At 60.7% G+C, this 13,624-nt stretch carries 10 protein-coding genes and 1 pseudogene; 6 read left to right on the forward strand and 5 right to left on the reverse strand.

Going from position 1 to position 13,624, the window contains the following annotated elements; genetic code table 11:
• Positions 1-265: 265 nt before the first annotated feature.
• Entirely contained in the window at positions 266-817 is a 552-nt protein-coding gene (locus tag P3T40_RS26735; protein ID WP_429270714.1) for a hypothetical protein, read from the reverse strand.
• A 389-nt stretch (positions 818-1,206) separates the two neighbouring features.
• On the opposite strand from P3T40_RS26735, the gene P3T40_RS26740 reads away from it, so the two are divergent.
• Both P3T40_RS26740 and P3T40_RS26745 read left to right on the forward strand, forming a co-directional pair.
• Positions 1,207-3,639, forward strand: a complete 2,433-nt coding sequence (locus P3T40_RS26740) for a response regulator (protein WP_429270715.1) — start codon at positions 1,207-1,209, stop codon at positions 3,637-3,639.
• A gap of 219 nt (positions 3,640-3,858) precedes the next feature.
• Positions 3,859-4,512 carry a hypothetical protein gene (locus tag P3T40_RS26745; RefSeq protein WP_429270716.1) on the forward strand — a complete coding sequence of 218 codons (654 nt, stop codon included), beginning with the start codon at positions 3,859-3,861 and terminating at the stop codon, positions 4,510-4,512.
• Between the two features lie 20 nt (positions 4,513-4,532).
• Here P3T40_RS26745 and P3T40_RS26750 read toward each other — a convergent pair whose 3' ends face one another.
• A complete protein-coding gene (locus P3T40_RS26750) occupies positions 4,533-4,934 on the reverse strand; it encodes a RidA family protein (RefSeq protein WP_429270717.1) in 402 nt (133 codons plus the stop codon).
• A gap of 173 nt (positions 4,935-5,107) precedes the next feature.
• Here P3T40_RS26750 and P3T40_RS26755 point away from each other — a divergent pair.
• A pseudogene (locus P3T40_RS26755) lies at positions 5,108-5,500 on the forward strand (J domain-containing protein); the annotation flags it as partial.
• Positions 5,501-5,588: 88 nt separating this feature from the next.
• Here P3T40_RS26755 and P3T40_RS26760 read toward each other — a convergent pair.
• Complete coding sequence (locus P3T40_RS26760) at positions 5,589-6,905, reverse strand: IS701 family transposase (RefSeq protein WP_429270718.1); 1,317 nt, start codon at positions 6,903-6,905, stop codon at positions 5,589-5,591.
• 438 nt (positions 6,906-7,343) lie between these two features.
• Between P3T40_RS26760 and P3T40_RS26765 the strand changes: the two genes are divergently transcribed.
• A complete protein-coding gene (locus P3T40_RS26765; RefSeq protein ID WP_429270719.1) occupies positions 7,344-7,682 on the forward strand; it encodes a hypothetical protein in 339 nt (112 codons plus the stop codon).
• A 105-nt stretch (positions 7,683-7,787) separates the two neighbouring features.
• Here the strand turns inward: P3T40_RS26765 and phaP are convergent, their stop codons facing one another.
• Positions 7,788-8,282 carry a TIGR01841 family phasin gene (gene phaP, locus P3T40_RS26770; RefSeq protein WP_429270720.1) on the reverse strand — a complete coding sequence of 165 codons (495 nt, stop codon included), beginning with the start codon at positions 8,280-8,282 and terminating at the stop codon, positions 7,788-7,790.
• Between the two features lie 256 nt (positions 8,283-8,538).
• Between phaP and P3T40_RS26775 the strand changes: the two genes are divergently transcribed.
• Positions 8,539-9,021 carry a hypothetical protein gene (locus P3T40_RS26775; RefSeq protein WP_429270721.1) on the forward strand — a complete coding sequence of 161 codons (483 nt, stop codon included), beginning with the start codon at positions 8,539-8,541 and terminating at the stop codon, positions 9,019-9,021.
• A 59-nt stretch (positions 9,022-9,080) separates the two neighbouring features.
• Here the strand turns inward: P3T40_RS26775 and P3T40_RS26780 are convergent, their stop codons facing one another.
• On the reverse strand, positions 9,081-9,992 hold the full coding sequence (locus P3T40_RS26780) for a LysR family transcriptional regulator (protein WP_429270722.1): 912 nt from the start codon (positions 9,990-9,992) through the stop codon (positions 9,081-9,083).
• 184 nt (positions 9,993-10,176) lie between these two features.
• On the opposite strand from P3T40_RS26780, the gene P3T40_RS26785 reads away from it, so the two are divergent.
• Positions 10,177-13,614 carry a molybdopterin-dependent oxidoreductase gene (locus P3T40_RS26785; RefSeq protein ID WP_429270760.1) on the forward strand — a complete coding sequence of 1,146 codons (3,438 nt, stop codon included), beginning with the start codon at positions 10,177-10,179 and terminating at the stop codon, positions 13,612-13,614.
• Positions 13,615-13,624 lie beyond the last annotated feature (10 nt).

Raw genomic sequence — 13,624 nt, forward strand, 5'->3', positions numbered from 1 at the left:
CGTCCGCATAGGGACGGGCCGTTAAACGCCGTTATTACTCGGGTCAGCCGGCCCCGCACAACCAGGGCGCTGACGGGCTTATCGTGAGCCGCGCACGAGCCCTTGTCGAGGTGGGAGTAACGCCGATCTATCAGACCAAAGCTGGTTCGTGCGCCCCGCCCGGCGGGCCTTCGCTCATGCCCTGTGCATCGCGTTTGCCGGGTCCGTCAAAAGCGTTACACTGCGCCGGAAGTGCGGTGTGGCCTGCAGACAACGTTGCTCGCGATCAGAATACGCAGCGGTCTGCCGATGCGAACAACGTGAACGACGTGACCCGATGCAGAAGATCCTCGACCGTACCCAGGCGTCGCTCGCCGAGGCGTTTGCCTCGCTGGCGAGAAATGCGAAGCGCCAGCAGTATCTGTACTTGACGGCGATCGTCACGTTGATGACGATCGTTGTTTTCTCGGCGTTGCTGCTTGGCATGCTCGCCGCCAACAAGCAGCTGGATTACCGCCGCTCCCTCGTCACCCAATATGCCGCCGATATCTCTCTGCTCCTGCATCGAGAGGTCTCGTTCCTGCGGCGAACCGAACTCACGGTTGGGTACTACCGACACACCGGCGACGTGCGACACCTGCCGGATGGCGTCGAAGCGTCGATCCGGCAAACCGGCGTGGCGCTGTGCTATGCCGGGGCGGCGGGCGCGCGCTTCGACCTGCTGGTCGCCGATGCCGCGCGCAACGCGTGGGGCTCGGCCCTCAACGACAAGCTCCTCTGGCTCTACGGGGCAGGGCAGTCCACGCTCGTGACGCAGCAGGCGTTCGAACTCGATCACCGTGCGATGCTAGTTGGGGTCAGCGAAGACTATGCGTTGATCCTGCCGGCGGTCGAGTCGCAGGCAGGTGGCCGCGCGCCGCGCCTCACGCCCTCGGACGTGGTCACGCTACGCGAGACGCTCGGGCGTGAACTGGAGGCTCAGACCGGCCGGCGTGTGCCGGCCAAAGACGAGCGGCTCTGGGTGGGACCCTACGTCGATCCGTGGCTCGGCGTGCCGGTGATGACTGCGGTCTCGGCCTACTACGAAGGCGACGTGCCGACCACCCTGGTGAGCATGAGCATTCCTGTGGACGTGATGATTGGGCGGCTGGCGCGGCAACGCCGCGTGGGCACGCTGCTGTTCCTGACCGATGATCGGCGCGCGGCGGCTTCGTCGCGTTATGCCTGTTGTTGGGCATCGCGCTCACTGCGCGTCTCTGGGGGCTGCGCCTGTTACGCACTAGCCACGATGAAACCGCGCGTGCACTCGAGAACGAGGCGATTAACCATGTCCTCGTCAGCGCGACGCCAATCGGCCTTTGTATCGTCAGGCAAAGCGACTATTCGATCCTCACCGCGAATGCGCTTGCAGGCGAGTTGCTGCGCGTCGAGTTGTCCGCTAACACGCTGCCCGAACACATCGTGGCGGCATTCACGACGCAGTTCGCCGCGCAGCCCGGCCCCGTCAGCGAGTCGAAGTGCGTTGTATTCGCCGTGCCGGCGGACCCCGGGCAAACCGATCCGGCGAACGCGCAGTTCCTGCAATTTACGTGTGCGCCGGCCCGTTACGCCGGCGTCGATGTGCTGTTCTGCGCGATCCTCGATGTCACCGCACAGCACATGCTTGAGCAGCAGTTACGCGCCGCACAGCAGGCGACGGAGACCACCATGCGGGCGCGCTCGACATTCTTCGCGTCGATGAGTCACGAGATTCGCACGCCGCTGAACGTGCTGCTGGGCAACCTGGAGTTGCTCTCGCGCACACCGGGTCTGGAACCGCACGAGCCGCGCTTGCGGGCACTCGGCACGGCCGCCGACGCGCTGCGTCGCATCGTCAACGATATCCTCGATTTTTCGAAGATCGACGCGGGTGAGATGAAGCTCGTGAGCGAATCGTTCAAGCCCATCGACGACCTCGAAAATCTCGCGCTATCGTATGCGCCGATGGCAGCGGGGCGGCCGATTCGCTTCTATTCGCACTTGTCGCCGACGCTCGATCAAGTATTGCGCGGCGACCGTACCCGGATTGCGCAGATCATCAACAACTTGCTAAGCAATGCTTATAAGTTCACGTCGTGTGGCAAGATCACGCTCAATGCCGGGGTGCGGGAGGACCTGCAGGGACGTAGCATGTTGCATTGCCGCGTCTGCGACTCGGGGATCGGCATGGACTCGGCGCTGGTCGCGCGCATCTTCCATCCCTTCATTCAGGGCGAAACCAGTACGTCCAGCCGATATGGTGGCACCGGCCTTGGGCTTTCAATCTGTGCCAGCCTGTGCGAGTTGATGGGCGGCCATATCGCCGTCGACAGCGTACAGGGTGTGGGGAGCGCCTTCAGCGTTTCGATCCCGCTGGCGCTTCCGCCTGAAGACGAGCGCGCACCGATTGCCGCGCCGACGCGGCGCGGAAATGCGATGGTGCTGTGCCAGGAGACGGAGTCCGGGCAGATCATCGACGGCTGGCTTGGCAGCGCCGGATGGTTCACGCGCAGTGTCGGCACATTGCGTGCCGCCGAAGACTGGCTGCGGGCCAACCGGCCCGATGTGCTGGTGGTCACCGGCGAACACGGCCTTGAGATCATTGCAGCGCTACGCGCCTTGCAGCCAGCGAATGTGGTGTGGATTACGCGCACCGGTCCCCATCGTCCGACGCCGCGTAGCGAGGGCGTGTTCGAAGTGAGCGAGTTCAGTCATGTGGCGATTCTGGCGGCGGTGGAGTTGGCTGCCAACAAGGCTGAGAAGGCGCATGGGGGCGCGGCAGAGGAGACGGCTGCGACGCAGGACGCGCTCGCTCGTACACCGTTGTCCCGCGTGGATACCGCTGCGCGGTCTACAGCGTCCGGCGAGCCTGCGCTGCTCGGTCTCGCGATTCTCGTCGCCGAGGATAACCCGCTGAACCAGGCGCTGATCGTCGAGCAGTTGAAGACGCTGGGATGCGAGCCGATTCTCGCTGGTGACGGCCGCCAGGCGCTTGCGGTGCTCGAACACACGGAAGTGGATGTTGTCTTGACCGACATCCACATGCCCGTCATGGATGGCTACGAACTGCTTGCGACGTTGCGTCGGCAATACCCGGGTTTGCCGGTGCTCGCGTTCAGCGCGGTCACCGATACGCAGCAAACGGACGAGTGGCGTCAGCGCGGCTTCACCGGCTACATTCCCAAGCCGACTTCGCTCGGCGAGCTGGAAGCGGCGCTCAGCACGTTGGGGGTGAATGAGGAACACGTGGCTGCTGCGCTTGAATCCAGGCTGGACGCGAGGCCTGATGCCGCGCTGCAGCCTTCCCCTGAGCCGCAGCCGGCCGCAGGTTCGCCGGAGGCCTTCGACGCAGAAACGAAGGCCCGTTATGTAGCCATGCTAAAAGAGCACCTCGCCACGGACCTGCCCAGATTGTCCGCGATCGTCGAGCAGCGCGACCGGCTCGCGCTGCGTGACTGGGCACATAGCGCGGCTGGCGCATTTCTGATCGTAGGGGATCCGCAGTTTGCGGGGCAATGCCGTGAACTGCAAGACCTCTGTCAGCAGCAGGAGCAGTGGAGCGGCCAGATGGCCGGACTCGCCATCGCGCTGCATGAAGGTCTGCGCAGCCACTTCGGTTTCGATGAGGCTTCGATGCACTGACGGGGTGTGGGCGTACCGCCCGCTGCGCCCCTTCCCCACAGCACACTTTCTGTCCTTCAAAGCGCTTACCTCATACGTAAGTCTCAAGATTCCTGTCGGCGCGTCGTAAACCAGCTTGTCTGGGGCGTATGCATCGTGCATGAGGCCATGTCCCTCGGGTAGCCATACCCGCCTTAGCCATCTCTCCACGCCAGATAAAATCTCACGGGAATGTGTACGATGAAATGCTTGGTTGTCGCTTTGCTTGCAGGCCTTAGCACGCTGTACGGACCGCTTGCGATGGCGGATGAAGTGTATGGACAAATCGGCACCGAAGGCGGTGGTATTGGCTACGGTCATTCGTTCGGCTCGCTTGCCAACGTTCGCGCGGAATTCGACGGCGTCAGTTTCTCCCATAGCTTCAATTCGGGCGGCCTGCACTATGACGGCACAGCAACGCTCGCGCATGGTGGCCTCTACGGCGATTTCTTCCCGGCGCCGAGTGTCGTGCCGTTTCGCTTTACGGCTGGCGTGCTGATTGGCGGCGACAATGTGGATGCGGACGCAATCAGCATGTCGGGCACCTACACCATCAACGGCGTGAAGTATTCGACGCTCGGCGAGAGTATCCACGCGAAGGCCAAGTACCCGGTCGTACGTCCGTACCTGGGCATCGGCTTCGGCCATTCGCCGCTTGCCACGAAGGGCTTCTCGATGTTTGTCGATGCGGGCGTCGCCTACGGCAAACCGCGGGTGGACTTCGATGTGCCCGCCGACATCGTCGCCGAAGCCGGGCAGGCGAACATCAACGCCGAGGAGCAATCGCTGCAGAACACCGCGGACCGCCTGCGCTTTTACCCGATCGTGAAGGTGGGTGTCACTTACCACTTCTAACTTGCGCCGCCCGACTACCTTCAGCCGGGCCGTTTCGCGATGAAATCGATTTCCACGAGAGCGTCACGCGCGAGGCCTGTGACGCCAATACAGGTTCGGGCGGGCAACGCGTCCTGTGGAAAGTAGGCGCGATAGGCGTCGTTCATCGCCGCGTAATCGCGCTTGAATTCGGTCAGGAAAATGCGTGCGACCAGCACGTGTTCGAGCCCGAGTCCGAGACCTTCGAGCACGATCTTCAGATTCTCCATGACTCGCTGGGTTTGCGCGACGACCCCCTCGGGCAGCGGCGCGGCGTCGTCGGTGGGTGAAGTGGGCATTTGTCCCGTCACGAATACCCATCCGTCGCTCTCGCTCGCATGCGAAAACGGGGCCACGGGTGTCGGCGCGTTGGGGATCATCCAGAATTTGGGGCCTTGCGTCATACCTCTTTCTCCGTTCACAACATTGACCTTGAAATAGCCGGATTTACCGGCTATGGCCAAAGTAACTCGCCAAAAAGTATGGGGTTTGGCAAGACGCCGCTCGTGCAATGTCATGCGGACGGCATTTTTTGCATGCTACGATGGTTCGCGACGTGAACGAGGTCGAGCAAACGATGGCAACCCTGTACGACAAGCTGGGTGTTCAGCCGAACGCCACTGAGGACGAGATCAAGCGGGCCTACCGGAAGGCCGCGATGCGCTGGCATCCGGATCGCAATGCCGGTGCAGAGGATGCGGCACGTGCCGCGTTTCAGGACATCAAGGACGCCTATAGCATTCTGTCCGACCCGACGCAGCGTCAGGTTTACGACGCGGTGTTTGCCGAACAGATGCGCGAATGGGAAGAGCATCATCAGCGTGTGGAGCGGGAACGGGCCGAGCGCGAAGAAGCGGCCCGGGCTGCCGAACAGGCCGCCTACGCGAAGATGGTATCGCTCGCGATGCGCTTTGCGGATGAAGGCTACAACCGCGACGTGGTGTTCGGCGTGCTGCTAGTCTTACTGTGTCATATATTCTGCGAGCCACTGCTTCGATGAATGGTGCAAGCGTTGCGTGAGCCGTAGTCCGAGCAAGATGCGCAACGTCGTGATGGAGTCAGGAACGTGGCGTTGTGCGCGCTGGACTGCCGCGTGCGATGTAATGCGCGGGAAGCGCAGGCAGCGCGCGTTCAATGAAGTTTTTTTTATCGCCGCTGCCTGATCCCATCCTGAGTCTCTGGGCCATCAGAAACCCGTATGCGGCGATGCTCATCGTGGCGTGGTGGTGAAAGCCGCGCCAGCCGCGACCTTCGTAGTGACCCAGTCCGAACTCCTGCTTCAGATCCTGATAATCGCGTTCGATACGCCAGCGCATCTTGGTTACCAATACAAGCTGTTCAAGTGTCGCCTCCCCGGGAGCGCTACTGAGAAAGTACTTGAGCGGCTCTTTATCTCCCTCGGGCCATTCGATGAGTAGCCACTCTTGCGCGCGCTGGGTACTGCGCCAATAGTCTTGATGAGCGGGACGAACCCGCACGGCCGCAAAGCGCGAGGAGAGTGCCGCGTTGCTGCCTTCTCGCCAGGTGACGGTTTGCCAGGCGTTCGCGGGTAATTGCATGGCCAGCGCCTTGACCGTTTGCGGTTCGTGGCCTGGCGCACGGCGCAGCAATGTAGGTGGCTTGCCATGCCCACTCCACGGCTTGGGCGGCAGCGGCGCCGTACCCGGCGCCCATACTGAGGTGCCCGGGCGAATCCCCACGGCGTATAACAAACCCAGCTCGCTTATCCCATCCCTAAAGGTCGTCTCATCACCATATCCTGCATCGGCCAGCACGATACCCGGCACAATCCCGGATGAAATCGCTTCGCGCAGTTGGGCCAGTGCAATCTGTGGCTTGGTTGCGAAGGCCTGATCGTCAAGAATGCCCGCGCGACGGGCGCGTTCCCGATCGTCAATCCATTCCTTGGGGACATACAGTTGCCAGGCGATTGGCAGGCTACCGCGTTGCGTCGCGATCGATAAACTCACTGCGACCTGACAGTTGTCCTGTTTGCCGAGCTGGCCACAATACTGGCGTGCAACGCCTACCGAGTGGCGGCCCTTCTTTGGAAAACCAGTGTCGTCAATGATCCAGTAGTAGCCGGCCTCTTCAGCCGCATGCGCGCCTAGCGCGGGCATCACCCACTCGAGCACCCGCTGCATGATCGCTTTGTCGGACCACTCTGCCTTGGCAACAAAATGGTGGAGCGACTGATGCTTCGCACTCGCATGAAGCGGATCAATGTGCGCGGCCATCGGCTCGACGCTCTTTCGTGACAGCGGCAGCACCAGCCCCGAACAGTAGCCTTTAAAGCCGGCGTGGCGATCAGCGTGTCCTAACTCTTGTGCCAGATGGTTCAGATACGCTTCAAATTCATCGACATCTTCTCTCATCGTGATCGCCTGAAGTCTGTATTATTCAATAGTACCAGGTATCACTCTACTGCAAATTATTTTATGACACAGTAAGACTAGGACATGAATGCGATGCCAGCCGCGCGGCGCAGATTGCGGACAGCGTGTTGGCGCTGCATGCATCCCGCCGGCAGGCAAGTGTGCCTGAGGAACCGGCAGCCGATGAGTCAGCGCAGCCGGTTGAGCATGCTGCGGCGCGAGACGATCATGCGGCGGCGGGACACGGCGCCAGCCTCGGTGGACTGTGGTTTCAATTCCTGAACAGTCTGAAATTTTAAGCCGCGACGCAATCGTGGCTTCCGTCAAAAAAAGAGCGTCGCCCCTGCGCTGGCATTGCTTATAGTAGAAGCGTGCCGGATCGGAGAAGAGACGGGTCTGCCGTTTCTTGACGTGCACATTTGACGGGGGAACGGTGCGATGACAACAGCAGCCGGTTCAGCCTACGCAATGCGAACGAGCACGCCCGCATCGCTGCGGGAACTCGCCAATTATCTCGAGCTGGCGCTCGATGCCGGTCAGGCCGTAGTCGTCATGCGATATGGCACGGGCGAACGTTCGGTGTATATCGGCGACCCAGCTGACTCGCTCGACAAGCTATCGAGCAGCGACGCAGTCGCGGCCCATCTTGCAGACGAGATGCTTGCGCTCACCGAGCCGGGTATGAACCGGATCACTGCCGATGGTCAGGTGTATCGCTTCACGCGAACGCATCGATATATCGAAGACCGGCAGGCCGTGATTTTCGCGCCGGCGTGAGCGGAGCGACGGGCTGTCATTACTGTTCCGCTCGCACAAAAACAAAAAGCGAACCGAAGTTCGCTTTTTGAAATGATCGACCGACTGCTGGCCGCGAACGAAACGTTACGCGCCGGCTGATACGGTTGCTACGAATTGCTTGGCAGCCTTGCTAGCCGATTCGTACGTGGCATTGGCTGCGGAGAAGGCCGAGTTCCATGCTGCTACTGCGCCTTCGCTGCCGGCCGGGGCGTTCTTGGCGAGGCTTTCGATGAAACCTTGTGTTTCTTTCTGGACTTTCTGAAACTGTGCCGTGGCTGCGCTCGAGAACTCGGCTTGTGCACCCGACAGGATTTCATGTACGTGACGGCCGTAGGCTGCCGCCTTTTCCGACGCGGGTTGTGACAGGCTCGTCGACAGCGCGACCAGTTCGCTCGGATCTTTCACCGAAATGGCCTTGGTCGCGATAGCTTGCGTTTCGGCCAGCGATGTTTTGGCGACTTGCAGATTCAGGGCAACCAGCTTTTCGACGGTTGCAAAAGCTTGGTTTGCGAAGCCGAACAGGGTTTCCAGGCTGGCTTGTTGTGCGGCGATCAATTGTTGGGGGGTAGGCGTGCTCATCACTGCTCCAAAGGGTAAGGCGGCGAGTGCGAGGGAGCTCTAAGTACCACAAGATCCGCGCGCCGCAAGGGCTGAAGGTTTATTGCTGCAGTGCAACAAAACCCATTGTACGGGGGAATTTTGGGAAGTCAACCGATTTCGGAGGAGTTTGACGTGGACCGTTGTCTTCAGGAAGCGGAACGTAGCCCTCGGTGCGTCACCGTGGCATAGTGCGACCCATTCACAAGCGATTGCGGAAAGGAGCCGGGCGACGTCGATGAACAGCACCCTTGATTCTCATCAGCAGGACCAGGTTGTCCTGCTGGACGGCGTGCCGAACCCGGCCGCTGATGCTCCAGAGCCGTTTGTGGTGGCAAATGAACGGCGCGTGGTAATTGCCTATCGGATCGCTGAGGCAGACTTCGAGCGGTTCGGCCCATTCGACGAGGATGACGACCCGTTTTGCGCGGTTGAATTCTCGGCGGCCGCGTTTCATCAGTTCGGGCCGCCCAACGACGAGGGGCTCTACGCTCACCCGTTGGCGGCGCAAGGCTTACGTGGTTATTCGGCTCATGAAATCGTGAATTCGTCGCTGGTGGCCGATTCCTGGGGGGCGGACGCCGCGCAGGACGGCTTTCGGCATTACGTCCTCACGTTTCAGGACAGCACGTACGAGTGCGTAGCCGCGGATTGCACGGTGGTCGGCATATACGGCAATGGCGATATTGCCGCGCGCGAAGCGTTTTCGCTGTGCAAGTGAGGCAGTAACGGCGTTCGCAAGACCGCCGACTTCGAAGTCCTTCGAAGTTTCGTTTCCACTCACAAGGCCGAGCGCTTCCACGAGCGGAACAGCTCCAGCACAGCCTTGGCTTGTGTCGACACGGTTCCGCTCCGGGACCAGACCGCCCCGACATCCATCGTAGGAATGGCCACGCTCAGATCTCGACGGCTGATGCGGTTACCTTCCAGCGACCACGGTCGATACACCAGGTCCGAAAGAATGGTGACGCCCTGGCCGAGCGCAACAAGACTCCTTACCGCTTCGATTGACTTGCTCTGCATGCGCACGCGAGGTTGGACCCCATATTTGCCCCAGTACTTTCCGACCGTCTGGACGTGTTCGTCCATGTCGAGCAGAAGGTAGTTCTCCTGGGCCACGTCCTCAAGCGTCACCCGTTGAGCTTCCTGCAAGGGATGGTCAGGGGTAGTCCAGAGGCGTCGCGGCGAGCGAAGCATGGTCTCGCTCTTCAGTTCAGGCAGTAATGCCGTGTTCGAAACCAGCAGCAGCGCGATGTCCAGTTCGCGGTCGACGAGCCCCTGTTCGATTGTCTGCCGATCGCGTTCGACGATCTGAATCTCGAGGTTGGCGAAACGCTGACTGATCGTCGATATGAGAGCCGGCATCAGATACGCCGAAATAGTCTCCGTCATGCCGATGCGCACGCTGCCGGCGATCTGGTCGGGCTCTTCCTGAGCGGCGAGTACCGCATGGTCGATGGATAGCGTGGCCTGCTGGACATGGCGCAAAAACCGCTCGCCCGCCTCCGTGAGGCGCACGCCCTTCGCATGTCGCTGAAGCAACGGCAGCCCGACGGCGTCCTCGAGATTCTGCAGCGCCACGGTCATTGAAGACTGAGAAACGTTGGACAGACTGGATGACCGGGAAATCTGACCCGTATTCGCGACGGAGATGAAGTATTCGATCTGCCGAAGAGTAATGTGCGTGGCCACGATGTCCGTCGCTGCTGAGGAGAACCAAAGGCGCGAATCATAGCACCGCCAATTGAGCCTCAGCGGTGCGTAGCGCCGGGAAAGTAGGTATCGAAAAAGTATATATCCCGGCATGGGAAATATGAATTAGGAATCGCAATTCTGGACGCATACGATCAGGCGATCAACTGGAGACGCTGCTGTGATCGATGTTCAGGAGAAAAAGGGTTACTGCACATTGTGTCGCTCCCGGTGTGGGACGTTGAACACCGTGAGGGGCGACACGCTGCTCCAGGTTCGCCCCGACACCTCGCATCCGACAGGCAGTGCAATGTGCATGAAGGGCAAGGCCGCGCCCGAGCTTGTGCACAGTCCTAACCGGGTCCTCTACCCGATGCGCCGGACGAATCCAAAGGGCTCTGCCGATCCCGGGTGGCAGCGTATTAGCTGGGAGCAGGCACTTTCTGAAATCGCCAGGAATCTCGCCTGGTTCAAGCGTGAAAGCGGAGCGGAGTCGGTGGCGTTCGGCGTCACCACGCCTAGCGGCACCCCGATGAGCGATAGCATCGATTGGGTCGAGCGCTTCATATGGTCATTCGGTAGTCCGAACATCTGTTATGCGACTGAGATTTGTAACTGGCATAAGGATGTCGCGCATGTCTTCACGTTTGGCTGCGGTATGCCGACGGCCGACTATCAGAATGCCGAAGTGATCTTGCTGTGGGGAACGAACCCGACGAACACTTGGCTTGCGCAGGCCGATGCGATTGGCAAAGGGCGGCGTAACGGTGCGAAGCTCATCGTGATCGATCCGCGGCCGACAGCATTGGCGAGGGAAGCCAATGTCTGGATGCGGGTTCGACCCGGCACGGATGGGGCACTCGCCATGGGCATCGCGCGAGAAATGATTGCTACCGGCAATATCGATCATGCGTTTGTCCGCGAGTGGACGAACGCTCCGTTGCTAGTGCGGAACGATACCGGGCGTTTCCTGCGCGAACGCGACTTCGATACTGACTCATTGCAGAACCGCTACGCGATCTGGAATGCGACGCGTAATCGTGTTGAGCTGGTTGGCGAGGAGGCGGATACCGCCGCAACCGATCTTGCGCTGGACGGCAATTACGCGGTGTCTATTGTGAGTGGTGGTCGTTTGACCACCATCCATTGCACGCCCGCGTTCGAGCTCTATAAAGCCGCCTTGGACGAATACACGCCGGAGCGCGTCGAGGCGCTGACGGGCGTGCGCGCCGGGGACGTCGTGACTGTTGCCGGCATGCTCGCGCCTCGTCAACGCATTGCCTATCACGCTTGGTCCGGGGTCGGACAGCACACCAATGCAAGCCAAACCGAGCGATCTATCGCAACGTTGTATGCGCTGACTGGCTCGTTCGACACACGCGGGTCCAACCGCGAGTTCACGAAACAGCCGGCCAACGCCGTCAGCACGTATGCGCTTTTGAGCCCGCAGCAACGGGCCAAAGCGCTCGGGCTCGATGAACGACCGCTTGGGCCGCCGGCGCAAGGATGGGTGACCGCCAGAGACGTCTATCGGGCGATTACTGAGGCTCAACCCTGCAAGGTGCGCGCGCTGTTCGCCTTCGGGACCAACATCATCGCGTCCCACGCGGATGCCGGCGCGGCCCATGAGGCGCTCTGCGCGCTCGATTTTCACGTGCATTGCGACCTCTTCGAGACGCCCTCGTCGCGTTATGCAGACATCTTTCTTCCTGTAAACACGCCGTGGGAGCGGGAAGGATTGCGCGTGGGCTTCGAGATCAACGAGAAAGCGGTTGAACTGATTCAATTGCGGCAGAGAATGGTCCCGCCGCGTGGCGAAAGTCGTGCTGACTACGACATCGTGATGGACCTTGCCGTCCGGCTTGGCATGGGCGGCGAATTCTTTGGCGGGAGCATCGAGGCGGGTTGGAACCATATTCTTGCTCCACTGGGTCTCGACGTCGCCGAATTGCGCAAGCATCCGGAGGGTATCTATCGACCTCTCGTCCAGCATGAGAAAAATTACTCACTGCCAACGCCGGACGGCGTGCGTGGATTCAAGACCGAGACGCTGCGCGTCGAGCTCTACTCCGAAAAGCTGTTACGCCATGGATATCCACCAGTCCCGGAGTATGTACCGCCTCAGCATGGCAAGGCCGCGGACGACGACCACGAAAAATATCCACACGTGGTCACGTCGGTCAAGAACGGCTACTACTGTCATAGCCAGCAACGTAGCCTTGCCAGCTTGCGTAAGCGCGCGCCCTATCCGACCGCGGAGCTGAGCGCGCAACTCGCCTCAGAAAAGGGCATTGTGGCCGAAGACTGGATCGTCATTACGACGTCCAGTGGTTCGGCGCGCTTTCGGGCGCGCATCGTGCCTGAGCTCGCGCGCGACGTCATCATCGCCGAATATGGCTGGTGGCAATCGTGCGACGAAATCGGCATGCAGGCGCTGCCGACCGAGGGCAAGAAGAACAGCAATTTCAGCAATCTTGTGTCGGCTGCGAAGCTGGACCCGCTCAGCGGTTCGTCGCCGCTGCGCTCGATTCCTTGCGATGTGTGGGTCGACCCATCGGTCGAACCCGCGCGACGGGTCTGGCAAGGGTTCAGGGATTTCGTCGTGTCATCGATTGTCGAGGAGGCGGTCGGTGTCCGGACGGTCACCTTCGCAGCAGTTGATGGCGGTCCGCTGCCCGACTATCTTCCGGGTCAGCACATCACCGTTCACGTTCCTACGTTAGGCGACGATGGAACGACCCGCGCCTATTCGCTGGTAGGACCGGCTATTGAGGATGACCGTCGGACGTATTCGATCTCGGTCCGGCACCAACGTGGCAAGACGCCGGAAGGCGAACCGTTCGAAGGTGTGATGTCGAGCTATATCCACTGGGCATTCGAAGTCGGCCACAAGGTGTCGCTTCGTGCGCCGAGCGGCACGTTTATCGTTCCCCCTTCATCGAAGCAACCGGTTGTGATGTTTGCGGGAGGGATCGGCATCACGCCATTTATCTGCTGGCTGGAGTCGGTCAAGGATCTCGAAGACGCTCCAGAGTCGTGGCTTTTCTACGCCAACATGAACAGCGCTACGCACGCCTTTCGCCAGCGGATCATCGAACTGCAGAAGAGGCTGCCACGCTTGCGGGTCGTCAACTGCTACAACAATCCGCAGCACGAGGTGCTCGGCTGCGACTACGAAATGAGCGGCTACCTCACGGCGGATGTCGTCGACGAGGATCTGATCAGACGCCGCACGAGATTCTATTTCTGCGGCCCGGAGCCGATGATGAATTCGATAACGGCTGGCCTCGTTGCACGTGGGGTGCCGCCGTTCGATATCTTCAAGGAGGCGTTCCGCTCGCCGTCCAAACCACGGCTTGATCCGACACAACGTTTTATGGTCGAGTTCACCCTTTCCAACAAGAGGGCGCTTTGGACACCTGAAGAGGGAAGTCTGCTGTCCTTTGCCGAACGTCTGGGAATCTCGATGCCAAGCGGCTGTCGCGTAGGGCAGTGCGAAAGTTGTGCGGTGAGGGTGGCCGCAGGCAAGATCGATCACATGTCGGGGCATGGTCCAGACGAAGCGAATATATGTTTCGCGTGCCAGGCGATACCCGCTAGCGAAGTTGCCATCGAAGCTTAAAGACGCAAGC

The sequence above is a fragment of the Paraburkholderia sp. EB58 genome, assembly GCF_050436665.1.
GTDB lineage: Bacteria > Pseudomonadota > Gammaproteobacteria > Burkholderiales > Burkholderiaceae > Paraburkholderia.